Genomic DNA, 24,319 nt, shown 5'->3' on the forward strand with positions numbered 1-24,319 from the left:
GAAGTCAGACTGTCACACGCCGATTGCGCCTCAAGTGCCATTCGGCGATACCATCGCCGTCAAATGACAGCAATTAAACAGTAATAAAAGTGAATTGAAAATGTAATAGTCATTAACCCTGCGACTTCATGGCGCGGATTAACGTCCCGCATGACAACTCTGCATGCGGCGGCCTGAGCGGGTGAAAACAGTACAGTCGCTGGAGGAAGCTCGTCCGCAACAATCCGTCGGGCGACATTTCTTCGTGAGGCAGCACGGCTGGACTTTATAGTTGGCATGCCCGCATGCCCGCATGCCCGCATGCCCGCATGTACGACCGGTCGGCCGCTCTGTGGGTGATTGATTTGGCCTCGCAGACCGATAGCGGGTCCGAGCGAAGTAAACGTGAATCCCATCATAGGCCACAGAGTTATAAGGCCCGGTGGTCACAGGTGCCCTTTGGCAAACGATGAAGCGAAACTAAATTCGCGTGCTCCGACGCTGCTACAAAGTGAGGCGGGCGAGTGCGTCGGTGGTGCACATCACGCGGAGCGACATAGCGCCAGGCTTACCGCACGCGCGCTAAGCCGATCGAACGCTTGCCTTTAGTTCGTCGCCGAGAAAGTCGATAAATGTCCTGAGTTTCGCTGACAGCCGGTGCCGCTCCAGATAGATCGCGTGAATGTCAGCGTTTGGCAGCGCCCAGTCCGTGAGCAACGGCACCAGCTCGCCACGTTGTAGATGGCGGCCGATCTCCCATGCAGAGCGCACAGCAATACCGCGCCCATCGAGCGCCCACTTCAGCACGGCGCTGCCGTCGTTGCTGCTCAACGGACCCTCGACCTTCACCGTCTCCGACTTCTTGCCGCGCGCAAAATGCCACGTGCCATACGCTGATTCGTTTTCGCGTAAGACGAGGCACGTATGGTGTGTCAAATCGTGAGGCATGGCCGGTGCGCCATGCCGCTTCACATAGCCCGGCGCGGCACACACCAGCCGTTCGTTCTTCAGTAGTAAGCGCGCATTGATGCGCGCATCCGGCACCTCGCCAAAGCGAATGCCCAGGTCGAAACCCTCTTCCTGCAAGCTCACCGGCCGGTCCGTGAGATGCAACTGAATTTTCATTGACGGAAAACGCTCGCTGAACCGCGAGATGGCCGGCGCGATGTGCGCGCGGCCGAAACCGAATGACGCGTTTACGCGCAATAGCCCAGTCGGCTCGGCGCGGCTGCTGGTGACCAGTTGCTCAAGCTCAGCCAGGTCGTCGAGAATGCGCGAGCCGTTCGCCAGATAGATCTCGCCCTCGGCAGTGAGGCTCAGGCGGCGCGTGGTCCGGTTGACGAGACGCACGCCCAGGCGCTTTTCGAGTTGCGCGAGACGCTTGCTGATCGACGGCGGCGTCACGCCGATCTCACGCGCCGCGGCCGCCAGATTGCGGTGGCGCGCCACCAGCGCGAACAGATTCAGGTCGGAAAAACCGTCCATCGATTCGTTCCTAAAAGTTAATTCCGGATTGCCTCAATAGAAACCATATCGCTGCAGGCATCAATTAGACTGCATTCAGATATGGGAGGCAACGATGTTTGCAGGTTTCACCGACGCGTCGACTCAGGTCGACGGCATCCAGATCCACGCGATCCGCGGCGGCAGTGGACCGGCCTTACTGCTGCTGCACGGCCATCCGCAGACCCATGCGATCTGGCACAAAGTCGCGCCCACGCTGGCACAGCACTTCACGGTCATTGCTGCGGATCTGCGCGGCTACGGCGACAGCGGTAAACCGCAAGGCGCGCACGACCACAGCAACTATTCGAAACGCCGGATGGCCGCGGATCAGGTCGCGTTAATGCGTGCCCAAGGCTTTACGCAATTTGCCGTGATCGGGCACGACCGCGGCGGACGCGTTGCGGCTCGCATGGCGCTCGATCATCCGCAAGCGGTGACGAAGCTGGTCACGCTGGACGTCGCGCCGACCCTCGCCATGTATGAGCAAACGTCGTTCGAGTTTGCGCGCGCTTACTGGCATTGGTTTTTCCTCGTGCGTCCCGCGCCGTTTCCCGAAACGCTGATCCGCGCGGACCCCGATCTCTATCTGAAGCAGACGATAGGCACGCGCAGCGCGGGGCTGGCGCCGTTCACCGATGCCGCGTACGCCGAGTATTTGCGCTGCCTGTCGGACCCTGCCACCGCGCACGGTATCTGCGAGGACTACCGCGCGAGCCTCACGATCGATCTCGATCATGACCGTGCCTCGCTCGCTGAAGGGCAGAAGATCGAGTCCGATTTCCTGGCGTTGTGGGGCGCACAAGGCGTGATCGAACAATGCTTCGAGCCGCTCGCCGAATGGCGCCAGTGGTCGGCGCACGTGAGCGGCGAAGCGCTGCCTTGCGGTCACTACATTCCGGAAGAAGTGCCCGAACTTCTGCTTGAACGCGTCCTGCCGTTTTTGCATTCCTAGCCGCCGTCGATATCGCCATGTCCAAACTCACCCTTTACGAAAAACTCGTCGATTCCCACGTCGTCACCCGCATCGATGCGCAAAACGTGCTGCTGTATGTCGATCTGCATCTGATGAATGAATACACCAGCCCCCAGGCGTTCAGCGCGCTCGCGGCGAAAGCGCGGCCCGTGCGTCGTCCGCGGCAGCAACTGGCGGTGGTCAGCCACATCATTCCGACGCATGCGGAATCGCCGCGTGTGATTCGCGATGCCGCTTCGCTGTTGCAGGCGAATAATCTCGCGCGCAACTGCGAGCAGGCGGGGATCGAACTGCATGCGGCGAACGATCCGCTGCAAGGGATCGAACATATCGTTGCGCCGGAGCGTGGCTTGATTCGCCCCGGCATGGTCGTGCTGTGCGGCGACAGTCACACGACCACGTATGGCGCGCTCGGCGCATTGGGTTTCGGTATCGGCACTTCAGAGGTCGAGCATGTGCTCGCCACGCAAACGCTGGTCTATCGCGTCGCGCAAACCATGCGCATCACGATCGACGGGGCATTGCCCTACGGCACATCGTCAAAGGATGTGATCCTGTGGATCATCAGCCGTATCGGTGCCCAGGGTGCGCGTGGTTATGCGGTGGAGTTCGCAGGCTCGACGATCGCCTCGCTGTCCGCGGAAGCACGCATGACGTTATGCAACATGACCGTCGAAGCCGGCGCACGAGCGGCGTTGATTGCACCTGACGCGACCACGTTCGACTACGTCCGCGCGCACGCCAAATCACTTGACGATGCCGCGTGGGCTGCTGCAATGAGCGACTGGCGTGAACTGAAATCGGACGCCGGCGCTGCCTTCAATGTCGAACATCATTTCGATGCGCACAATATCGCGCCGTTTGTCACATGGGGCACGAGTCCCGATCAGGCGATTGCGGTCGATCAGCGCATTCCCGGTGCTGCTGCGCAAAAGACGCCTGAGGCCGCCGCTGCACTGCGGCGCGCACTCGACTATATCGGGCTCGATGCGGACCAGCCGATTGCGGGCACGCCGATCGATCGCGTGTTCATCGGCTCGTGCACCAATGGACGTATCGAAGATTTGCGTGTGGTCGCTGCAATTGTGCGAGGGCGCCACGTCGCGCAAGGCGTGCGCGCAATGGTCGTGCCAGGCTCGGGCAGTGTGCGCCGCCAGGCGGAGGCGGAGGGCATCGCAGCGCTGCTGCGCGATGCGGGTTTTGAATGGCGCGAGCCGGGCTGTTCAATGTGTCTCGCGATGAACGACGATTTTCTCGCAGTAGGCGAGCGTTGCGCATCCACGACCAACCGTAACTTCGAAGGACGTCAGGGGCGCGGCGGCCGCACGCATCTGATGAGCCCCGCGATGGCCGCGGCCGCTGCACTAACCGGGCGCATCACCGACGTCCGCACGCTGGAGACGCAACCATGCTAACGAAAAAACTCACTGATATCGACGGGATTGCCGCGCCATTGCCGATTGAAAACCTCGACACCGATCAGATCATGCCGAAGCAGTTTCTTCGCATCATCGACAAGGCCGGGCTGAGTGAGGGCTTGCTTTACGACTTGCGTTTCGACGCAGAAGGGGAGCCGCGCCCGGATTGCGTGCTGAATCAGGCGGCGTATCGCGGCGCGCGCATTCTGATCGGCGGCTCGAATTTCGGCTGCGGCTCGAGTCGTGAGCATGCCGTGTGGGGGCTTCAGCAATTCGGTTTTGACGCCGTGATCGCGCCGAGTTTCGCGGAGATTTTCTATTCGAACGCGATGAACAACCGCTTGCTGCTGGTGCAGCTGGAACGCGAAGCAGTCGACATCCTGCTGCATGACGCGACGGCACAACCGGATGCGCGGCTGCATATCGATATCGAACAGCAAACGGTGACGGCCGCCACTGGCCGCGTGTTCACGTTCCCGCTCGGTGCGCGTCACAAACAGATGGTGATCGAAGGCATGGATACCATCGACCTCACGCTTGCTTCACTGCACGACATCGAGGCGTTCGAGCGAGCCCATTTCCAACGGCATAGCTGGGCCGCCGTACTGTAAATCCTCTGGCGGCACTGCGCCGCCAGTCGACTGAAACGTGCGTAACGGATTCCCCGGCAGAAGGGAAGGGACGTACGGTTGCTACGGAGGAGGGCGCGGCCGTGGGCCGCTTGCCCGAACGTGAAGCGCAGCGCTCGATCTGACTACGCCGCTGTGATTGCCTCATGCCCATGCACCAGCGACAACAACCCGCGGCGCGAGCTCACGCCAAGCTTCGCAAACGCGCGCTTCGCGTAAGTTTCGACCGTCGATTCCTTCACACCCATTGCCTCTGCTATTGACAGTGTCGTCATGCCCTTGACGAAGGATGAACACACGCTGGCCTCCCGCGACGAAAGCAGGATCGCGTGGCGCGTCAGATACGCCTGGAGCACATCCGCGGGCGCAATCCTGTTGACGTTGTCGTCGAGCGGCACGCCGACCATGCGCGTATGCAGCTCTGCCAGCGGCAACAGCACCTGGCCGAGATGCTTGAGCACGCTCAACTCATAGAGCGAGAACGCCGGCAAACGCAGTGCGCGGCACGCGGACAGCGAATAGGCAATGCCGTTGGACGGGCGCACCACTATGCACTCGTCGTGAATATTCGCTACGTCGTAGATCAGGCAGCGCAGCTCGGTATCTTTGATGGCCTGCGCGGACAAATGAATCAGATCGACCTCCTGGGTATCCGCAATCCAGTCGTTAAGCGGATCGCGGTCCACGAACTTGCCGAAGTACTTCTCCATGGTCCGCTGCAAGTGTTCGTGGTTGGGCGCATAGCTGCCGATCCACTCGATGCGCCGGGGGCGCGTGTCCCGCGGCGTGACGCGCGCCCGTTGCAGATGCAACGAATCGCAATCGACGAATTGCTTCACGCAATCGAATAGTTGGCCCAGAAATCGCGACGAGCCGGCCGAATCGACCACCGGACCCAAGGCGTTCGACAGCGCGGCCAATTGCCCGACAGACAGCGGTGTGGTGGAGGCAGAAGCGTTCATGAGCTGATAATTTCGGCGGAGGGTCGCGGCAGACTCCACTGATAACACGAAAAAATCAGTGCGCCCACTGCGGCTTACCCATCCATCTGAATGGTCCAAACGCCTGGACGCTGAAAAACCCAAGGCGGGACGTTTATATCCCGCTTGTCCCCCCTCAGTCGGGACAGACGGCGCAATTTCGCCTCCTTAGACTCTGCCCATCGTTGCATCATCATGAACCGGGGATGGAGGTCGAGGATGGAAATCAGCGGGTGGAGTAAAAGACTGGCGCGGCCGATGCGGGCGTTATCGGCATGTTTGCTGACCGCGGCGGCGCATGCGGACCCGGCGGTCGTGAACGTCTACAACTGGGGCAATTCGATCGGCAAGGATACGGTCGCCAACTTCGAGAAGGCGACCGGCATCCACGTGGTGTATCAGGAGTTCGACAGCAATGAGACCTTGCAGGCCAAATTGCTCTCCGGCAGCTCCGGCTACGACGTGGTGGTGCCGTCGGACGCGTTCTGGGCGAAACAGTTGGCCGCCGGCATCTACCAGCCGCTCGACAAAACCAAACTGCCCAACTACGCACTGCTCGACCCCAAGCTGATGGCGCTGCTCGCCGCCGATGATCCGGGGCATCAATACGGCGTGCCATGGAGTTGGGGCACGGACGGTTTCGGCATCAACGTCGAGAAGGTGCAAGCGGCGCTCGGCAAGGACGCCAGGCTCGACGGCCTCGATCTGCTATTTGATCCGAAGAACGCGGCAAAACTCAAAAGCTGCGGCATTTCGTTGATCGATTCGCCGCGCGACGTGTTCGGCAGCGTGCTGCTGTATATGAAGCGCGATCCGAATAGCGCCAATCCCAAGGACTACCAGGATGCGATGACGGTGTTGAAGAGTATTCGCCCGTATATCGCGCAGTTCAGCACTGGCAGCTATATCGGTGATCTGGCGAACGGCGATATCTGTCTCGCGCTCGGCTGGTCGGGCGATGTGAATACGGCGCGAATCTCAGCACTGGATGCACATCGCGCCTATCACGTCAAATACATTCTGCCGAACGAAGGCGGTCCGATCTGGTTCGACGTGATGGCTGTGCCGAAAGATGCGCCGCATCCTGATGCCGCGCTGAAATGGGTCAACTTCGTGCTGTCCGAGAAGGAGAGCGCGAACCTGACTAACGACACGTCATATCCCAGCGCCGTCGCAAGCGCGTCGAAACTGGTGCATGCGGATGTGCTGGCCGATCCCGCGGTGTTCCCGCCACCGGCCGACTTCAACAAGCTGTTCGCGGTCAAGCCGTTGCCGACCGAGATCAACCGGCTCGTGACGCGTCTATGGCAACAGTACAAGACGGACTAGTGGCCTGAACGGGTTATCTAACGAAGCTGCGCAACTGGGTGACATCACTGCCCTCGCGACGTAACTGAGTTCCGCAGCTACCACACGCTCATACAACAAGCAGGCTTTCCGCCGCCGCCTCTCGCGACGCGGTGCGGATCAACGCGTCCATTCGACGTCTTCCATCATGAAACTGAAAGTCATAGTTCTGGTGAGCGCACTCGCGTTCCAGCTGACTGCGCTTGCTGCACAGACGGATGCCGTCGCGCGTCCGTCTGTTGCCGCGCAACTCGACGCATTGCAGGCGCAAATCACGTCGCTGCAAGCGGAGATTCATAGCTTGCAGGCTCAGGCCAAGGTTAAGGCCGCGCCGCAGACTGCGGCGGCGGCATCACCGGCGTCGGCCACAGCGTCTGCTTCCGCGGAGGACTCCGCAGCATTAGCGCGCGATTTCCAGTCGATGCATGAACAGGTCAACAATCTCACGCTGAAAACGGACTCGCTCGAAGATGCGGCCACCACCGGCCCGCTCGCCGGCCTGAGCGTGACCGGCTATATCGATCCGTTGTACCTGTACAACCGCGCGCAGCATTCAGGCGGCTTCCAGTTCCTGAATCACGACCCGGGCGTGTACGACTACTTCGAAAGCCAGATTGGCGATGTCTACCTCGACATCAAGAAGACTTTCGGCGTCGGCCCGCTCGCGCCGGCGGCGGAGATCGTGATCCAACCGAATCGCGGCGTGGGTTCGACCTTGACCAACGGTCACGGCAGCGTCGGCAACAATATCCTGACGCAAGCCGACGTGACGGTGCCATTGAATTCGCTGACGACCTTCACGGCGGGCCTGTTGCAAAGTCCGATCGGCTACGAGCCGCTGCCGTCGAATCAGATGCTGACTCTGACGCACAACCTGCTGTACGACTTCAGCGAGCCAGCTGGCATGGTCGGCATTGGCCTGAAGGGCAACAACGCGATCTTCACGCACTTCTGGCAGGTGTACCTCGCGAACGAACAGTTGCGCACGGCGGGGGCGATCGTCAACGGCCCCAACGACACCTCGCAGAGCAACTGGGTGCCGTCGCTCTCCGCGCGCTTCGACGATGCACTGTCGACCGCGCTCGACATTGGCGTGGCCGGCATGATCGGCCGCTCAACGCTGTTCTCGCCGTGCGCGAATCCGGGCGGCTATGGTTACCAATGTAATGCGTCGACCCCGTTCGGCATGATGCGCTACGTCGAAACCGATCTGACCTACACGCGCGACAAGCTGCAACTGAACGCGCAGCTCGACTACGGCGAACAGCAGAAGGGCGCTTACGACGGCGGCACCGCGCGCTGGTACGGCATTTCGCTGCAGGGCCACAAGAAGTGGACCTCCACATGGCTCGGCCACATGGGTGCGACGCTGCGTTTCGACTACCTGAACGACACTGCCAATGGCGGCGGTGCGCCGAATATTCTGTACGGGCTTTCCGGCGGCAATCCTTCGGTGAATGCGACGAGCGGATTCGGCATCGATCCCGCGTGCTTCTCCGCGTCGACGCGCAATGGCACCGAGTGCAAGGGTGCGACGCACTACGACATCACGGCCGATCTGCTGTTCTTTCCGACCCAGCAGATCACGGTCAAGTTCGAGTACCGGCACGACCAGGCCAACCATCCGGTGTTCCTGATGAACGACGGCACCTACTCACGCGCCAACGACATTCTGGCGACCCAGTTTATCTATTCATTCTGACGACTACCATGACTAACTTTTCACACGACGCCGCTCGCGACGCGCTGCGCTACCGCAACTGCATCTTCGTCAATGGTGCGATCTACACTGGCGGCGCGACGCCGGCTTTCGCAGAGTGTCTCGCCGTGCGCGACGGTATGATCGCTTACGTCGGCAGCCGCGCTGGCTTGCCGGAAACGCTTCGCAAGACTGAAGAAATCGATTTGCGTGGCCGCATGATCGTGCCGGGCTTTACGGATTCGCACGCGCATCCTGTCGAAGGATTCCAACTGACGTGTGACCGCGACCTCGGCGACGCGCATTCATTCGACGCCATCGCCCACCAGGTTCGCGAATGTGCCGCCTTGCATCCGGAGCGCAGCTGGGTGATGGCCGGCAACGTCGCGCTTGAAGCGCTCGGCGCGCAACTCAACCGCACGGCGCTCGACACGATGGTGAGTGAGCGTCCGCTGCTGCTGATTGGCCACGACGTGCATTCCGGCTGCCTGAACACTGCCGCATTGCGCGCCCTCGGCGTGAGCGCCACGACACCGGACCCCGAGGGCGGCATCTACGAACGCGACGAACGTGGCGAACCCACGGGCGTCGTGCATGAAGCCGCGCTATACGGACTGTTCCGCCATCTCCCGCAAATGGGCGCGGACGAATCCGCACGGGCCTTCCAGAAGGCGCAGCGCCAGGCCCATGAAAACGGCATCACGGGATGGTTCGAAGCGATGGTGGGGCAACGCCTCGTCGATGCGTACGTGCGTGCACGAGACAGTGGCGAATTGAAGGCGAACGTGAGCTTGGGGTTGCTGGTATCGCCGAACATGTCGCTTGCGCCGCAGATTACCAAGCTGATCGATTGGCGCCACCAGTACGACGGCGGCCGGGTACGCTTGCACACCGCCAAGATCTTTATCGACGGCGTACTCGAGAGCCACACGGGCGCATTGTTAAGCAACTACGAAGACGCCGACCACAACGGCGCTGCGCATTGGGATCCCGCGCAACTGCGCGAGGCGGTATTTGCCGCCGACGCTGCGGGCTTCGACCTGCACTTCCACACGATTGGCGACCGCGCGGTGCGCATGGCATTGGACGCACTTGAAGCGCTGAACCACGAACGCGGCCACCGCGACCGCCGCGCGCAACTCGCGCATGTGCAGTTGATCGACCCAGAGGACATCCCGCGTTTCGCGCAGACTGGCGCCATCGCATCGATCCAGGCCGTCTGGGGCAGCATCGCACCGGATCTGCAGGCGCTGTACACGCAATTGCTTGGCGAACGCCGGATGAGCCGCCACTACGCGTTCGGCGACTTGCATCATCACGGGGCGATGTTATCCGGCGGCTCCGACTGGCCGGTCTCGACACAAAACCCGTTGGTGGCCATGGAAACCGCGTTACGCCGCGCGAGGCCGGGAGTCATTGACGGCACGCCATTCCTTCCAGAGCAAAGCGTCGACCTCGCGACGATGATGCAGGCCTACACGCACAACTCCGCGTACAGCTTGCGCTTCGACGACCGGGCGGGCCAACTGAGCACCGGCCGACAGGCGTCCTTGGCGGTCTTGAGTGACGACATACGTGAAGTAGAGCCGCATCGAATAGCGGAAGTAGCGACGCTGATGACGATGTTTGAGGGCGAAGCGGTCTACGGCAAGCTCGATTAATTGAGCTTGGCTCAAAAAAGCTTGGGAAAACGGAGAATTACCCACCTTGTTTACCGTGCCCACTGCGCCGACGCACCCTACTGGTTTCCGTGGCATACCCATCCGCGACGCACGCAGTGCGGAGTGGGAGCTGACGAGTCCTTTGTCACTAACGCCTGAAGGTGAGAGGACACAGATTCCACGGGGCCACTACCTCTTGCAGGCAAGGGTGCCCACTTAGAATTAGCGGTTTGAGCCGCTTTCTTTGCTTACTTTCTTTGCGGCGGCAAAGAAAGTAAGTGCCTGCCCCGCACAGGGGCGAACACTAATAGACCACTAACAAAACAAGGAAAGGCCAAAGCCACAAGCAAACAGACAAAAAGCGCGACGCAGTCAAACACCAAAAAAAAACCAAACCAAACCCAAACTCCCCCCACACGCCCCAAAACCTTGAGCTAAACTCAAAAAATGCAAAAAAAGCATCAAGTAACGGAGCCCCAATGAACCTCGAATCCCAGACCTACGAATCGCTGACAGCAGACTTCACCTGGCACATCCCTGCGCGCTACAACATCGGCGTCGACGTATGTGACAAATGGGCTGACGGCTCGGGGCGCCTCGCCTTGATCTACGAAGATCCCGAGGGCCACTCCACCCGCTATACATTCGACGAATTGAAGTCGCTATCAGACCGCTTTGCAAACGCGCTGCTCGCATCAGGCGCGCAAACCGGCGACCGAATCGGCATCTTCCTGTCGCAATCCATCGAAACCGCGATCGCGCATCTTGCCGCGTATAAAGCCGGCATGGTGGCGGTGCCACTCTTCGCACTATTCGGCGTCGACGCGATCGAGCACCGTCTAGGCGACAGTGGCGCGGTCGCGCTGATCACCGACAACGCTGGCACACAAAAAATCGACGAAATCCGCAACGCGTTACCCGCACTGCGCAACATCTTCAACGTCGACATCGACAGCAACAGCAACAGCAAGCAAGCCCCAGCGCGCTCCTTCTGGCAAGCACTAAACGGCGCATCCGCCGACTTCACACCAACTGACACCAGCGCGGACGACCCAGCAGTCATCATCTACACATCGGGCACCACCGGCAAGCCAAAGGGCGCCTTGCACGGCCACCGCGTGTTGCTCGGCCATCTGCCGGGTGTTGAACTATCACAGCAGGGCTTCCCCGCACACGCCACGCTGATGTGGACGCCGGCTGACTGGGCCTGGATCGGCGGCCTGTTCGATGTGCTGCTGCCGTCGTGGCATCACGGCATCGCGGTGCTTGCGCGCCGCTTTGCGAAATTCGACGGCTACGCTGCCTTCGATCTGATGGCACGTCACGCGGTCTCGCATACCTTCCTGCCGCCGACCGCGCTGAAGATGATGCGCGGCGTCGAGCATCCCGAACGCTGGAAGCTCGCGCTGCGCTCGGTGGCAAGCGGCGGCGAATCGCTTGGCGAGGAATTGATCGGTTGGGGACGTAAAGCGCTAGGCGTGACGATCAACGAGTTCTATGGACAAACCGAGTGCAACGTCGTGGTGTCGTCTTGCGCGGCATTGTTCGAGCCGTGCTTCGGCGCAATCGGCCGCGCGGTGCCGGGACATCAGGTGGCGATCATCGACGCGGATGGCAACGAACTGCCGCAAGGCGCCATCGGCGATATCGCGGTAGCCGCGCCCGACCCGGTGATGTTCCTCGGCTACTGGCGCAACGAGCCGGCAACGCGGGAAAAATTCCGCGGCAAGTTTCTGGTCACCGGCGACCTGGGCACGCGCGATACGGAGGGCTTCATCCGCTTCGTCGGCCGTGATGACGACGTCATCACGAGTGCCGGTTACCGGATCGGACCGGCTTCGATCGAAGATTCATTGCTGCGGCATCCGGCGGTATCGATGGCTGCGGTGATCGGCGCGCCGGATAGCGAACGTACCGAAATCGTGATGGCGTTTGTGGTGCTGAATCCCGGTTTCGTCGGCGACGCGGCCCTGGTGCGCGAGATTCAGCAGCATGTCAAAACGCGCCTTGCCGCACACGAATATCCGCGCGAGATCCGCTTCGTCGAAAGCCTGCCTTTGACGGCAACCGGCAAGGTGATTCGTAAAGCGTTGCGTGAGGAACTCGCGCAAGATGCAGAGAATCCGGCCGGCCGGAGGTCGGGCCTGTAACGCCATTCCGCACGCATCCACGCAGCACGCGCTGCGTGTTGCATTGCAACTTGCCGCAGAACCGTGCCCATCACTGTTCGCACCACTCGCGCGCCCGCGAAAGCCATGCAATCGACGCGCGTGCAACATAGGGCAAGTCCCTGGCCCGATTTAGCCGTGCATTACCATTCGCGTGTGCAGCCTCCTAAACTTGATTCAAGAGGAGGAGACACAAATGGCCAAACTCATCCACACGATGATTCGCGTGCACGATCTGCCGCGCTCGCTGCAGTTCTATCAAAACGCTTTCAACTTCGACGTTTCGCATCGACTCGACTTTCCCGATTTCACGCTCGTCTATTTGCGCAATAAGGAAGCCGACGCCGAAATCGAGCTGACCTGGAATAAAGGCCGCGCCGAACCGTATTCGCATGGCGACGGTTACGGTCACGTTGCCGTCTGCGTCGATGATGCGAAAAGCGAGCGTCAACGCCTGGTCGATCTCGGCATGACGCCCAACGACCTGCGCGAATTTCGCAACGACAACGGTGAGTTGCTGGCGCGCTATTTTTTCATTCAGGACCCTGACGGCTACAAGATCGAAGTGCTGGAACGCCACGGCCATTATCAATAGCAAAACGAAATCAGGCGGCCGCCGCGCGTAGTTGCAATGCCCCACAAGGAGACAGACATGAAAACAACGGTCATCCCGATCGTCGACTCGGATCACGCCCATCATGCGCATCATCATGACCACGTGCACGACCATGAACACGATCATGAGCATCGCGTGGCGCAGGCTGCCGCCGCGGCAATGCGGATCCCGCTTACGCGGCGCGAACTGCTAAGAGGCACAGGCGTGCTAATGGGCACGCTGGCGTTCTCGTCGATATTGTCGACGCTCGCGCCGAGCCGCGCGTGGGCGCTCGAACTGCAAGGGCTCGACACGCACCAAGGCGAAGTGATTCTTGCCTTCACGCGTCAACTCTATCCGCACGCGACGCTCGACAACGCGGTCTATGCGCTGGTGGTCAAGGACCTCGACGCAAAGGCGAAAGCCGATCCCGCAGTGCGCCAGCAACTCGCGGACGGCGTTAAAGAACTCGACGCGAAAGCCGGCTCGAACTGGCTCACCCGCACGCCGGCCGCTCAGGCTGAAGACGTCGCGGCGCTCGCGGGTTCGCCATTCTTCAATACGGTACGCAGCACGGCTGTGGTCTCGCTGTACAGCAACACCATGGCGTACGCGCATTTCGGCTATGGCGCCTCTGAGGGAGACGGCGGCTACCTGAACAAGGGTTTCAACAGCCTCTCGTGGCTGCCCAATCCGCCGGCTGGCGACAGCGGCCCAATCCCGACGGATAGCTAAATTGCCAGAACAGCGGAGACAGGACATGGATCAGGACAACAACAAGGTGCGTTTTTCGCACAACGACGACAAGGTCGTCGTGATCATCGGTTCGGGTGCGGGCGGTGGCACGCTGGCCAACGAACTGGCGCAACAGGGTATTAATGTCGTCGTGCTGGAAGCGGGAAAGTTGCATACGCAAGCCGATTTCACCACGGACGAATGGGGCTCGTTCCAGATGCTGTCATGGCTGGACAAGCGCACGACATCCGGCACATGGCGCGTCGCCAAGGACTTTCCAAATCTGCCTGCATGGATCTGCAAAACGGTCGGCGGTACGACCACGCACTGGGCCGGCGCCAGCCTTCGCATCAAGCCGTACGAGTTCATGGCGAAGACGACGTATGGCGACATCAAGGACGCCAACCTGCTCGACTGGCCGCTCACACGCGAAGGACTCAATCCGTTTTACGACCGCGCGCAGCAGAAGATGGGCGTGACGCGCACCAACGGTTTGCCAGGTTTGCCGGGCAATAACAACTTCAAGGTGATGTCAGCCGGCGCGATGAAGGTCGGCTACAAGGAGTGCAATACCGGCCACATGGCAATCAATAGCGTGGTGCGTGACGATCGCGCGCATTGCTTCCAGCGCGGCTTCTGCTTCCAGGGCTGCCGGACGGGCGCCAAATGGTCGACGCTCTACACCGAATTGCCGCGTGCGCAGGCGACCGGCCATATGGAATTGCGTACGCAGGCGCATGTGGTGCGCATCGAAACCGACGCACGCGGCAAGGCAAAAGAAGTGCTCTACTACGACGGCAACGGCAAGTTACAGCGGCAGAAGGCACGCATTGTTGCGGTAGCCGGCAATGCGATCGAGACGCCGCGTTTGCTGCTGAACTCCCATTCGAGCAAGTTCCCGCAAGGCCTTGCGAATGGATCAGGGCAGGTGGGGCGCAACTACATGCGTCACACCACCGGCTCGGTGTACGCGGTGTTCAACGACAAGGTCGACATGTTCAAGGGCACCACGATGGCCGGCATCATCGAAGACGAAGCGGTGTTCAATCCGCAACGCGGCTTCGCGGGCGGTTATCACATGGAGACCATCTCGCTCGGCCTGCCGTTTTACGCGGCCTTTCTCGACCCGGGCGCGTGGGGGCCGACATTTAGCCAGGCAATGGATCAATACGCGTACACGGCGGGCATGTGGATTGTCGGCGAGGATATGCCGCGCGAAACCAATCGCGTGACCTTGAATACCGATGTGAAGGACCAGTACGGTCAGCCGGTAGCCAACGTGCATTTCGACGATCACCCGAATGACGAAGCGATGCGCGAGCATGCGTTCAAGCAGGGCACGGCGGTGTATGAGGCGGCCGGCGCGAAGACGGTGTACCGCGTGCCGCCATATCCGTCCACGCATAACCTCGGCACCGCACGGATGAGCGCGCGCGCCGAAGATGGCGTGTGCAACCACTTCGGCCAGACGCATGAGGTATCGAATCTGTTCATCTCGGACGGGAGTCAGTTCACTACCGGCGCGGCGGAAAACCCGACCATGACGATCGTGGCGCTGGCGATCCGCCAAGCCGATTACATCGCGGAGCACATGAACAAAAGGATGGTGTAAGACGGGTGGATGAGGCGTGCGCGGCGTTCGGGTTCGATGCGATTGTCGAGTGACGGACGCCGGCGTAGGTTGGAGAAGGAGGGTGGCGTGCCGCGGCGCAATGAAGCAAGCCGTAGCACGCTTGCCTGCAAACAGGGAGCAAGCGCCATGTGTGGGATTTACATCAACGCCGATCCGATTCTCTATGAATCGCGCACCCGCTCGTTGCGGATTCACGGTGTCATCACGACGGTCCGTCTGGAAAATCTGTTCTGGGATGTGCTGCACGAAATCGCCGCGCGCGAGAGCATGACGACCAGCCAGTTCGCCGTGAAGCTGTACGACGAACTGATCGCGCTGCGCGGAGAGATGCCGACCAACTTCGCGTCATTCCTACGGGTGTGCTGTCTGCGCTATCTGTCCATGCGTGCGGAGAAGGGCTCTAGCGCGCCCGATGCTGCCCCAGAGCCGGCGGCAGAGGTGAGCGAGGCGAGGCCCCGGATTCTGAAAACGGTTTGATGCTCGAATGGAATACGTGCACTGCGCGTCTCCGGGGAATGCGGCTGCTCGCATGCTACGATGCTTCGCTCGTTGAGCAGAACGCCGGAGACATAGATGCGCCCAGAGAGTGCCGCCCGTTTCGATGAACAGTTTGCGCCTCGCATTGCCGAGGCGCTCGCCGCATGTTTCGCCACCAGCGTGCATACCGAAGTGCTGCCTTACGGCGGGCACGGGCATCCCACACGCGTGCGGATTCACGCAGCGCCGATCGAAGACCTGCGCCACTACCCGCATCCGTTGAATCTGTTTCTGACCTGGGATAGCGACGAGATTGAACGGCTGATGGGAGCGGAAGGGCCGGCGCGCTTCGCCGGCTATCTGGCCGCGTTGCCGCGCAAGCTCGAGGCCTGGCGCCATGTGCGCGAACTGGATTTTGTCTCGCACACCCAGGCCGAGCCGGCAGTATTGCTCGGTGGACTCGACTTCGAGTCCTGATCAGGAAGCCGTCGCGCCGATACGGAAGAAGCTCACGCTTTGCACCAGACCCGATGCCTTGCTCTGCACCGCATCGGCAGCCGCGGCCGCTTGTTCGACCAACGCCGCGTTGCTCTGCGTCACCTGATCCATTTGCGTGACCGCATCGTTGACTTCCGCAATGCCCGCTGCCTGATCGACGCTGGCCGTCGCGATCGCCTCGACGATGCGCGTCACGCTGCCCGCGCTTTGCACCACGCCGTCCATCGTATTGCTCGCGTGGTTGATCAACTGCGTACCGGCATCGATCGTGGCAACCGACTCGCGAATCAGCGCCTTGATCTCACGCGCGGCATCGGCCGAGCGTTGTGCCAGACTGCGCACTTCGCTCGCGACCACCGCGAAGCCGCGCCCTTGCGTGCCGGCGCGCGCCGCCTCAACGGCTGCGTTGAGGGCCAGAATATTGGTCTGCGCGGCGATCGCTTCAACCACCGCGATGATATCGACGATACGTTTGGACGCCGCGTCGATCTGGCCCATTGTGCGCACCGCATCGGTCATCACGAGCCCGCCGTCGCGTGCCGCTTGCGCCGCGGTTTGCGCGAGGGTGGTGGCCTCGCGTGCGTTGCTGGCGTTGCGCTGAACCGAGTCGGTGAAATGCTGCATCGACGCGGCGGTTTCTTCGAGTGAGGCGGCCTGCTGTTCGGTGCGTGCCGACAGATCGAGGTTGCCCGCGGCGATCTCCTGCGTCGCTGACGAAATCGTGGTCGCGCCTTCACGAATCTCGCTGACGATATGCCGCAAGCGCTGATTCATTTCGTTGAGCGCGACCAGCAACTGGCCGGTTTCGTCGCGGCTCACCACGGTGACATCGGCGCGCAGATCGCCTGCCGCAACCGCTTGCGCGACCCCCACCGCCTGCCTGACCGGCAATGTGATGCTACGGCTCAGGAACCAGATCGCGAAGGTGCCGACGCCGAGCGAGCAGATCACGACCGATAGCAGCAGCACGCAGGCGAGCGTGTATGCGCGCTCTGCGGCCTCGCTCGTGCGCACGTCGGAGTCTCGCGCCTGCTGCATCACCGAGGCGACGATGTCGTCGATAGCGGCGGTCGGCGCGCGGTCGATGCCTTTGACCAGGCCGTCGACGACGTGTGCCGTATTCGGGTCAGTCGCGTCGTAGCGTTTGAGCGCGTCGAGGTAACTGTCCTGCAACGAGGCGTGGGTAGCGAGCGCCTTGTCGACGCCATCCACGTTGGCGCCTAGTGCACTCAACTGGTCCTTCAGACGCAGCAGGGCAGCGTGCGTCGTGCCGCCTTCGTTGCTGAAGGCGGCACGGTACTTGGCGAACATAGCCGGGTCAGCGCCGCGCAGCAGGAGGTCTTTCCATTCCTGCACCTGCTTCTTGAATTCGACCTGCGCGACGCGTGCCGTGTCGGCGGCTTGCGCATACTGACCGAGCGTTTGTGTGGACTGGATTTGCAACGCATGCGTATTCGACAATGCGTGCCAACCTTCCAGACCCACCACCATCGTTGCGGCGAGCAGCACCGCGCCGAGCAGCGCCAATTTAACGGCGATCTTCAGATTTCGATAGAACGTCACAGCGATTTCCTTTAGCGTGCCTTAGTCCAGCTTGAATTGCGTCACGGCACTGGCAAGACTCACGGCCTGGCTTTGCAACGCGGCGGCGGCCGCCGTGGATTCCTCGACCAGTGCGGCGTTCTGCTGAACCATTTCATCCAGCTGGCTGACTGCGCGGTTGACTTCCTGAATCCCGCGCGTTTGCTCGTTGGCCGCCTGGGTGATTTGGGAAATGATGGTCGTCACGTTGGCGACGTTGCTGACGATTTCCGTCATCGTCTCGCCGGCCTGGCGCACCTGGCCTGAACCGGAGGTCACGCTCGCCACGGTCGCTTCGATTAACGCCTTGATTTCCTTCGCGGCCTGCGCGCTGCGTTGCGCGAGGCTGCGCACCTCGCCGGCTACCACGGCGAAACCGCGGCCCTGTTCACCGGCGCGCGCGGCTTCAACTGCCGCGTTCAACGCGAGGATGTTGGTCTGGAACGCAATGCCGTCGATTACGCCGATGATGTCGGAGATCTTCACCGACGCCTGTTCGATCTCGCCCATCGTCGTAATGACGTCGGAGATCACCACGCCGCCGCGCGAAGCGACCGTCGACGCGGACACGGCGGTATCGTCGGCCTGCTTCGCGGCGCTGGCTGACTGCGTAACCGTCGACGTGATTTCTTCCATCGACGCAGCCGTTTGTTGCAGGCTGGCCGCTGCGGATTCGGTGCGGCCCGACAGATCGACGTTGCCCGCGGCGATTTCATTGGCGGCCACGCGCACCGATTCACTGGCATCGCGAATCTGGCGCATCACGTGACTGAGTTTGTCGATGAAGGTATTGAACGAGCGCGCGATCTGCGCGACTTCGTCGTTGCCGACGGCCGGCAGACGTTGTGTGAGATCGCCTTCTCCCGAGCCGATCGCGTCCATCGCGTCGCGTACTTTCGAGAGACGCTGGAACGATACGGCCGTGACCGCGGCCACGATGGCGGCGGCGATAGCGGCAATTACGATCAAGGCGATGACCGACGCGGTCAATAGCGACCGCATGCCCGCGGTCGCTTCCGATTTGTCGAGCGCGACGACCGCGTACCAGTCGGTGCCGGGAATCGCCTCGGCGCGCAGCAACTTCGTGCTGCCGTTCACCTCGACTTCGACAGGGTGCTCGGCGCTGAAGAGCGCGGCCAGCTTGTCGCTGGTCAGAGCGGGTGCGAGGTCCGACACCGGCTTCAAGGTCAGCTTGGCGTCCGGGTGCGCGACGATATGGCCGCTCGCGTCGATCAACATGCCGAAGCTCGCGGGGGTCGGATGAATCGCCTTGACGTTGGCAATCACGCTGTCCATCGCGACGTCGCCGGACACCACGCCTTTCACCACGCCGTCGCGCACCACGGGCGCGGCGAACGCGACCACCAGCTTGCCCGTACCCACGTCCACATACGGCGGCGTCACCACCGGCTTGCCGGCTGCTGCGGCCTGCTTGTACCAGGGGCGGCCAGTCGGATCGTAGTCGGGCGGAATGCCGGTCGGGTCGGAGAACTTGGCGGCCTTGTCCGCGTAGCCGACGTACACGTTGGTGAACTTGCCGGCTGAGGCGATCTGCTTTAACGCGGCGGACGGATCGGGTTGCAGCACGGCGTCCTGCAGCGAGTTGATCATCTGACTATTAGAGGCGATCCAGTCTTCGATACCGTCCGCATGACCGCTTTCGACAGCGTTCAAGCTGCTTTCGATCGCATCGGCGTTATACGAGTTGGCGACGACATAGTTGAGAACCGCGTTAGCAGCGAGCGCAACCACAACGATGGCGACGCACAGGGCGACGATGCGCGCTCGAATTGAGGAGAACATGTTGGGAGTCTTTCGGAGTAAGCAGTGAGCCGTAGTCGGTGAGGCGGGGGCCTCATACGCGGTATACGGCGTGGGCAGTGGGGACTTGAGCAGGCAATGCTTTCAGTTTCTGACGGCGGCCGGCAACGCCGCTTGTGGCGGCGCGCCGCGATGCTACACACTTTTTCGCGCGCGGCGGGGTTTTCAATGGATGCCGAAACAGCGCCGCAGCAATGGACTGCGAGGCGCTGTATTCGTATGACAATAACGATCGGTATGACGCGATGTGTTGCTATGTGCCGATGCAGGCAGATGGTTTCACATCACTGGAGAATGCAGATGATGCGGATGGTCGAGTGTCTCGCCAACTATGCGCAGTGCCTCTTCGCATTCGTCGCGCGTCTTTGAGCCACCGAGGCACACGCGCATTGCGTTCGGCGGATTGCCGTCGGTGGAAAACGCCGCGCCCGCAACCGCGGCGATGCCCTGGTTGCGCAGTTGCAATGCGAGTTCGGACGCGCTCCAGCCGCTTTCTACCGGCACTGGCAACCACAAATGAAAGCCGTCTGGATGCGCTTCGTAAGGCCACCCTTCGAGCATGCGCGATGCGATCGCCTGGCGTGCGCGCGATTCATTGCGGATTGCGTTGAGCATATCGAGCGCGGTGCCGTCGACGATCCATTGCGTCGCGAGCGTGACCGTGAACGGACTTGCCATCACCGTTGTTGCGCGCAATGCGCCGGCGAGGCGCTGGGTTTGCCTGGCAGTCGGCGCATGGAGATGCGCGACCCGCAAACCTGCGCCTAGGCTTTTCGATAAACCCGTCACGTAGTACGTCAGTTCAGGTGCGAAGCTCGCGAGCGCATCGGGCGCACTCTGCGGCAGCATCGCATACGCATCGTCTTCGATGATCGGGACGCTGTAGCGCAAAGCGACGTCGGCGAGCGCCTCGCGCCGTTTGTGCGTGAGCGTCAGCGTGCTCGGGTTTTGCAGCGTCGGATTGCAATAGAACGCGCTCGGCTTGTCGGTCTTGCAGAGCGCTTCGAAGGCGTGGGCGAGCGGGCCTTCATCGTCGCGCGGCAGGGCTTGCAGACGCACGCCGAGTTGCGCGGCAATCGCCTTGATGCCGGGGTAAGCAAGCGTGTCGAGACAGATCGTGCCGCCGGGCCGCGCCAATTGCGAGACGAGCGCCACCAGCGCGCTATGAATGCCGGGGCACACCAGCACATTCTGGGCGTCGCAATGCGGCACCCGACGTTTCAGCCATTCGGCGCCCGCGTCCTTGTCAGCTGCTGAGCCGCCGAAGTCCTGATAACGCAGCAACTGATAGGGATCGCTGTCGCTCATCAGGCGGGCCGCCGAGTCGCGCAAACGCGCGGCGTAGTCGGGCGGTTCGGGTGGCGTGTTCATCGACATCTCGATGCTGGTGCCGCCGGCCAGCGGCAAGGTCGCGGTACGGCCACGTACGAAGGTGCCGCTGCCGGCGCGTGAATCGAGCAGGCCGCGCTTGCGCGCTTCCGCATACGCGCGCGCCACCGTCGTGTAGTTCAGCGCGAGTTCTTCGGCCAGATCGCGCAGTCCCGGCAAGCGGTCGCGCGGACGCAGGCGGCCGGTGGCGAGATCTTCTTCGATCAGATCGGGAATCGCGAGGTACGCCGGCTTGCGAATGTCGGCGAGGCGTTTGATCCAGTGATGTGTCGGGCTGCTCATTGATAGGCTTTGGCTGGGGTGATGATCATTGATTGCATTTGAATGCGATCAACGATCGGATTGATCGACTGTGGTGAATGAGTGCACCACGCTGACTCTTCCCTGTCGGCAAACCGCACCCGGCTGGTGCGATAACGCGGGTCTGGGGGCGATTGCTTGCGATGCCCAGGCTGTATGCAACCTTCGCGCCAAAAATAATTTCGAGTCGCATGTCGAATCGAGACCGAATTGATTGCTGATTGATCGCATTTGCGCAGCCGATCAATGGCACGGCCGTTGCATTAGAGGAAGCGCGCACATATTGATCGCGCCACCTTTTACTTAGCAAACCTGATCGGAGAGTGTCATGCCAGCCGTCAACAAACCGCTGCATCAGAAAGGCGATTACCTTGTCGACTACGAAGAGAAAGTCTTCGAAGACGTGAAGGCAGAACCGGGCGAGAAGGCGCTCGTCACATTTCACACCGTCGCGTTCGAAGGTTCAATCGGCTTCGTCAATTTACTGCAGGCCACGCGTTTGCAACGCAAAGGTTTTGAAACGTCGGTACTGCTGTACGGACCTGGTGTCACGCTCGGTCTGCAACGCGGCTTTCCAACGCTTGGCGACGAAGCGTTCCCCGGCCATTTGAATTTCAACAAGCAACTGATGAAGTTCATGGAAGAGGGCGGCAAGGTGTACGCGTGCCGCTTCGCATTGCAGGCCTTGTATGGGCACGGGGAAGCATCGTTGATCGAAGGCATTCGCCCGATCAGTCCGCTCGACGTGCTCGATATCCAGCTGCTGCATCGCAAGGACAACGCGCTGATCATCCACACCTGGACGGTTTGACGAGAGGCGAGTGACCACTATGTCCGACAAACGCATCGTGCGTGCCGCCGCGGTCCAGATCGCACCGGACTTCGAACGCAGCGGCGGCACCCTCGAAAAGGTATGCGAGGCCATCGAGAAAGCGGCACGCGAAGGTGTGCAACTGATCGTGTTCCCCGAGACCTTCGTGCCGTACTACCCGTACTTTTCTTTCGTGCGTCCGCCGGTTGCTTCAGGCGCCGATCACATGAAGCTCTATGAGGAAGCCGTGATCGTGCCGGGCCCGGTGACACAAGCGGTGGCCGAACGAGCGCGTTTGCATCGGATGGTGGTGGTGCTCGGCGTCAACGAGCGCGATCACGGCAGCCTCTACAACACGCAGTTGATCTTCGACGCGGACGGCCAACTGGTGCTCAAGCGCCGCAAGATCACGCCGACGTTTCATGAACGGATGATCTGGGGCCAAGGCGACGCAGCCGGTTTGAGAGTCGCGCAAACGGCGGTGGCGCGCGTCGGCGCGCTCGCCTGCTGGGAGCACTACAACCCACTCGCGCGCTATGCATTGATGACCCAGCATGAAGAGATTCATTGCAGCCAGTTTCCCGGCTCGCTGGTGGGGCCGATCTTCGCCGACCAGATCGAGGTGACGATCCGGCATCACGCGCTGGAGTCGGGTTGCTTCGTGGTCAATGCAACGGGCTGGCTGAGCGAAGCGCAGATTGCTTCGGTCACGTCCGACACGAATTTGCAGAAGGCGCTGCGCGGCGGCTGCAATACCGCGATCGTGTCGCCTGAAGGACAGCATCTCGCCCAACCGCTGCGTGAGGGTGAGGGCATGGTGATCGCCGATCTCGACATGAGCTTGATCACCAAGCGTAAACGCATGATGGATTCGGTCGGCCACTACGCGCGGCCTGAACTGCTGAGTCTTGCGATCAACCGGCGGCCGGCGGAGACCGTCGCGCCGATGCCGGCGTGGTCCGGTGCGTCGAGCACTGGTTTTACTTCAAATGAGGGATGGCGCGATGAACTCCAGCGAGACCCTGTCGGCGGCGAGCCGGCAATTGATGACTGAATTGCAGTCGACCGGTTTGCGGCTCGTGTCTCCGGATGCGGGCGCCGCGAGCCGGCGTGGCGGCGCGGGACCCTCGGACCACAAGGCGGTCACGGTGGACGGCGTGACGATCATGGTGCCGGTGCATACGAGCACCGCATGGCACTCGCCGTTCGTCGCGCAGACGCCGGATGCAAAGGGGTCGAGCGCGTTGCTGCGCGGCACGATTCCGATTGCCAATATCAGTTTTCCTAAAGCACCGCGTTTTTACGGCATGCAGACACTCGACGGTGTGCCTTACTCACACATTGCCGCGCTGCATAGCGCGGACGTGCTGGCCACGACGGTGCTGCAAACCTGCATCCGCTACGAGAGCCGTCGCAAGAGTTGCAAGTTCTGCGCGATTGGGCAGTCGCTCGCGGCAGGCCGCACGATTGCACGCAAGACGCCGGAGCAATTGGCCGAAGTGGCGCGCGCAGCCGTCTTGCTCGACGGCGTCAAGCATATGGTGCTGACCACCGGCACGCCGCCCACGTCCGATCGCGGCGCACAGATCCTGTGCGAAAGCGCGTTCGCCATTAAAGCGGCGGTCGATCTGCCGATCCAGGCGCAATGCGAGCCGCCCGACGACGACCGCTGGTTCGCGCGCATGAAAGCGAGCGGCATCGATACACTCGGTATGCATCTCGAAGTGGTGACGCCCGAATTGCGCGAACGCATCATGCCGGGCAAAGCGAGTGTGCCGCTGGCGCGCTACATGGAAGCGTTCAAAGCGGCGGTTGCCGTGTTCGGACGCGGCCAGGTGAGTACGTACATCCTTGCCGGCCTCGGCGATAGCGCGGAGACGATTCTGGCGATGTCGCGCGAGTTGATCGAAATTGGCGTCTATCCGTTCGTCGTGCCCTTCGTGCCCATCAGCGGTACACCGCTCGAAGATCATCCAGCGCCGACGCCTGAATTCATGAAATCGGTGCTGCAACCGCTCGGCGCAATGCTGAACGTTGCCGCGATGCGCTCCAGCGACATCAAGGCGGGGTGCGGAAAATGCGGCGCGTGCTCGTCGCTGTCGTCGTATGAGGTGTGATC

The 24,319-nt window shown here is 61.5% G+C and carries 20 protein-coding genes; 15 read left to right on the top strand and 5 right to left on the bottom strand.

The genetic code is table 11. From position 1 onward, the window contains the following. Positions 1 to 561 precede the first annotated feature (561 nt). Positions 562 to 1,464 (bottom strand): LysR family transcriptional regulator, encoded by a 903-nt coding sequence (locus HHL24_RS23700; RefSeq protein WP_169487797.1) that lies wholly within the window; start codon positions 1,462 to 1,464, stop codon positions 562 to 564. 94 nt (positions 1,465 to 1,558) lie between these two features. Here HHL24_RS23700 and HHL24_RS23705 point away from each other — a divergent pair, with 94 nt between their 5' ends. Genes HHL24_RS23705 through leuD form a run of 3 tightly spaced genes read left to right on the top strand, consistent with a single transcriptional unit; the run spans position 1,559 to position 4,487 of the window. Next, entirely contained in the window at positions 1,559 to 2,437 is an 879-nt protein-coding gene (locus HHL24_RS23705) for an alpha/beta fold hydrolase (RefSeq protein WP_169487798.1), read from the top strand. A 17-nt stretch (positions 2,438 to 2,454) separates the two neighbouring features. Continuing rightward, complete coding sequence (leuC, locus tag HHL24_RS23710) at positions 2,455 to 3,873, top strand: 3-isopropylmalate dehydratase large subunit (RefSeq protein WP_169487799.1); 1,419 nt, start codon at positions 2,455 to 2,457, stop codon at positions 3,871 to 3,873. Next, complete coding sequence (leuD, locus tag HHL24_RS23715; protein ID WP_169487800.1) at positions 3,867 to 4,487, top strand: 3-isopropylmalate dehydratase small subunit; 621 nt, start codon at positions 3,867 to 3,869, stop codon at positions 4,485 to 4,487. The genes leuC and leuD overlap by 7 nt, the downstream gene beginning before the upstream one ends. Before the next feature lie 143 nt (positions 4,488 to 4,630). Here leuD and HHL24_RS23720 read toward each other — a convergent pair whose 3' ends face one another. After that, positions 4,631 to 5,467, bottom strand: a complete 837-nt coding sequence (locus tag HHL24_RS23720) for a helix-turn-helix transcriptional regulator (RefSeq protein WP_169487801.1) — start codon at positions 5,465 to 5,467, stop codon at positions 4,631 to 4,633. A 237-nt stretch (positions 5,468 to 5,704) separates the two neighbouring features. Here HHL24_RS23720 and HHL24_RS23725 point away from each other — a divergent pair, with 237 nt between their 5' ends. The 9 genes from HHL24_RS23725 to HHL24_RS23765 all read left to right on the top strand — a co-directional run bounded on the left by HHL24_RS23725 (position 5,705) and on the right by HHL24_RS23765 (position 16,277). Beyond that, the gene (locus tag HHL24_RS23725) at positions 5,705 to 6,814 is read left to right on the top strand and encodes an extracellular solute-binding protein (RefSeq protein WP_169487802.1); all 1,110 of its coding nucleotides are present in this window, start codon (positions 5,705 to 5,707) and stop codon (positions 6,812 to 6,814) included. 166 nt (positions 6,815 to 6,980) lie between these two features. Beyond that, positions 6,981 to 8,534 carry a DUF3138 family protein gene (locus HHL24_RS23730; protein ID WP_169487803.1) on the top strand — a complete coding sequence of 518 codons (1,554 nt, stop codon included), beginning with the start codon at positions 6,981 to 6,983 and terminating at the stop codon, positions 8,532 to 8,534. A gap of 8 nt (positions 8,535 to 8,542) precedes the next feature. Further along, complete coding sequence (locus HHL24_RS23735) at positions 8,543 to 10,192, top strand: amidohydrolase (protein WP_169487804.1); 1,650 nt, start codon at positions 8,543 to 8,545, stop codon at positions 10,190 to 10,192. A gap of 479 nt (positions 10,193 to 10,671) precedes the next feature. Then, a complete protein-coding gene (locus HHL24_RS23740) occupies positions 10,672 to 12,342 on the top strand; it encodes an acyl-CoA synthetase (RefSeq protein WP_169487805.1) in 1,671 nt (556 codons plus the stop codon). Between the two features lie 214 nt (positions 12,343 to 12,556). Beyond that, on the top strand, positions 12,557 to 12,955 hold the full coding sequence (locus tag HHL24_RS23745) for a VOC family protein (RefSeq protein ID WP_169487806.1): 399 nt from the start codon (positions 12,557 to 12,559) through the stop codon (positions 12,953 to 12,955). A gap of 57 nt (positions 12,956 to 13,012) precedes the next feature. Beyond that, complete coding sequence (locus tag HHL24_RS23750; protein ID WP_169487807.1) at positions 13,013 to 13,690, top strand: tat (twin-arginine translocation) pathway signal sequence; 678 nt, start codon at positions 13,013 to 13,015, stop codon at positions 13,688 to 13,690. Between the two features lie 25 nt (positions 13,691 to 13,715). Next, positions 13,716 to 15,302, top strand: a complete 1,587-nt coding sequence (locus HHL24_RS23755; protein ID WP_169487808.1) for a GMC family oxidoreductase — start codon at positions 13,716 to 13,718, stop codon at positions 15,300 to 15,302. Positions 15,303 to 15,449: 147 nt separating this feature from the next. Further along, on the top strand, positions 15,450 to 15,800 hold the full coding sequence (locus tag HHL24_RS23760; protein ID WP_169487809.1) for a ribbon-helix-helix domain-containing protein: 351 nt from the start codon (positions 15,450 to 15,452) through the stop codon (positions 15,798 to 15,800). 96 nt (positions 15,801 to 15,896) lie between these two features. Further along, on the top strand, positions 15,897 to 16,277 hold the full coding sequence (locus HHL24_RS23765; RefSeq protein ID WP_169487810.1) for a DUF5594 family protein: 381 nt from the start codon (positions 15,897 to 15,899) through the stop codon (positions 16,275 to 16,277). Here HHL24_RS23765 and HHL24_RS23770 read toward each other — a convergent pair whose 3' ends face one another. From HHL24_RS23770 to HHL24_RS23780, 3 genes are all read right to left on the bottom strand, one after another. Beyond that, positions 16,278 to 17,861 (bottom strand): methyl-accepting chemotaxis protein, encoded by a 1,584-nt coding sequence (locus tag HHL24_RS23770; RefSeq protein WP_169487811.1) that lies wholly within the window; start codon positions 17,859 to 17,861, stop codon positions 16,278 to 16,280. A 21-nt stretch (positions 17,862 to 17,882) separates the two neighbouring features. Then, entirely contained in the window at positions 17,883 to 19,682 is a 1,800-nt protein-coding gene (locus tag HHL24_RS23775) for a methyl-accepting chemotaxis protein (protein ID WP_169487812.1), read from the bottom strand. A gap of 297 nt (positions 19,683 to 19,979) precedes the next feature. Then, positions 19,980 to 21,371 carry an aminotransferase-like domain-containing protein gene (locus HHL24_RS23780; protein WP_169487813.1) on the bottom strand — a complete coding sequence of 464 codons (1,392 nt, stop codon included), beginning with the start codon at positions 21,369 to 21,371 and terminating at the stop codon, positions 19,980 to 19,982. 346 nt (positions 21,372 to 21,717) lie between these two features. On the opposite strand from HHL24_RS23780, the gene HHL24_RS23785 reads away from it, so the two are divergent. Genes HHL24_RS23785 through HHL24_RS23795 form a run of 3 tightly spaced genes read left to right on the top strand, consistent with a single transcriptional unit; the run spans position 21,718 to position 24,317 of the window. Then, complete coding sequence (locus tag HHL24_RS23785) at positions 21,718 to 22,200, top strand: MSMEG_0572/Sll0783 family nitrogen starvation response protein (protein ID WP_054040483.1); 483 nt, start codon at positions 21,718 to 21,720, stop codon at positions 22,198 to 22,200. A gap of 19 nt (positions 22,201 to 22,219) precedes the next feature. Continuing rightward, entirely contained in the window at positions 22,220 to 23,254 is a 1,035-nt protein-coding gene (locus tag HHL24_RS23790; protein ID WP_169487871.1) for a Nit6803 family nitrilase, read from the top strand. Further along, positions 23,247 to 24,317 (top strand): MSMEG_0568 family radical SAM protein, encoded by a 1,071-nt coding sequence (locus HHL24_RS23795; protein WP_169487870.1) that lies wholly within the window; start codon positions 23,247 to 23,249, stop codon positions 24,315 to 24,317. Before HHL24_RS23790 ends, HHL24_RS23795 begins: the two co-directional genes overlap by 8 nt. Positions 24,318 to 24,319: the final 2 nt, after the last annotated feature.

Origin of the sequence: Paraburkholderia polaris (assembly GCF_012927345.1) — a bacterium.
In the GTDB taxonomy this organism is placed as follows: domain Bacteria; phylum Pseudomonadota; class Gammaproteobacteria; order Burkholderiales; family Burkholderiaceae; genus Paraburkholderia; species Paraburkholderia polaris.

Bases quoted from the DNA above. Each gene is read 5' to 3' on its own strand.
- HHL24_RS23790 (WP_169487871.1), top strand. From the start codon at position 22,220: ATGTCCGACAAACGCATCGTGCGTGCCGCCGCGGTCCAGATCGCACCG.
- HHL24_RS23795 (WP_169487870.1), top strand. From the start codon at position 23,247: ATGACTGAATTGCAGTCGACCGGTTTGCGGCTCGTGTCTCCGGATGCG.
- HHL24_RS23735 (WP_169487804.1), top strand. From the start codon at position 8,543: ATGACTAACTTTTCACACGACGCCGCTCGCGACGCGCTGCGCTACCGC.
- HHL24_RS23740 (WP_169487805.1), top strand. From the start codon at position 10,672: ATGAACCTCGAATCCCAGACCTACGAATCGCTGACAGCAGACTTCACC.
- HHL24_RS23785 (WP_054040483.1), top strand. From the start codon at position 21,718: ATGCCAGCCGTCAACAAACCGCTGCATCAGAAAGGCGATTACCTTGTC.
- HHL24_RS23760 (WP_169487809.1), top strand. From the start codon at position 15,450: ATGTGTGGGATTTACATCAACGCCGATCCGATTCTCTATGAATCGCGC.
- HHL24_RS23720 (WP_169487801.1), bottom strand. From the start codon at position 5,467: ATGAACGCTTCTGCCTCCACCACACCGCTGTCTGTCGGGCAATTGGCC.
- leuD (WP_169487800.1), top strand. From the start codon at position 3,867: ATGCTAACGAAAAAACTCACTGATATCGACGGGATTGCCGCGCCATTG.
- HHL24_RS23725 (WP_169487802.1), top strand. From the start codon at position 5,705: ATGGAAATCAGCGGGTGGAGTAAAAGACTGGCGCGGCCGATGCGGGCG.
- leuC (WP_169487799.1), top strand. From the start codon at position 2,455: ATGTCCAAACTCACCCTTTACGAAAAACTCGTCGATTCCCACGTCGTC.
- HHL24_RS23750 (WP_169487807.1), top strand. From the start codon at position 13,013: ATGAAAACAACGGTCATCCCGATCGTCGACTCGGATCACGCCCATCAT.
- HHL24_RS23745 (WP_169487806.1), top strand. From the start codon at position 12,557: ATGGCCAAACTCATCCACACGATGATTCGCGTGCACGATCTGCCGCGC.
- HHL24_RS23780 (WP_169487813.1), bottom strand. From the start codon at position 21,371: ATGAGCAGCCCGACACATCACTGGATCAAACGCCTCGCCGACATTCGC.
- HHL24_RS23775 (WP_169487812.1), bottom strand. From the start codon at position 19,682: ATGTTCTCCTCAATTCGAGCGCGCATCGTCGCCCTGTGCGTCGCCATC.
- HHL24_RS23705 (WP_169487798.1), top strand. From the start codon at position 1,559: ATGTTTGCAGGTTTCACCGACGCGTCGACTCAGGTCGACGGCATCCAG.
- HHL24_RS23765 (WP_169487810.1), top strand. From the start codon at position 15,897: ATGCGCCCAGAGAGTGCCGCCCGTTTCGATGAACAGTTTGCGCCTCGC.
- HHL24_RS23730 (WP_169487803.1), top strand. From the start codon at position 6,981: ATGAAACTGAAAGTCATAGTTCTGGTGAGCGCACTCGCGTTCCAGCTG.
- HHL24_RS23755 (WP_169487808.1), top strand. From the start codon at position 13,716: ATGGATCAGGACAACAACAAGGTGCGTTTTTCGCACAACGACGACAAG.
- HHL24_RS23700 (WP_169487797.1), bottom strand. From the start codon at position 1,464: ATGGACGGTTTTTCCGACCTGAATCTGTTCGCGCTGGTGGCGCGCCAC.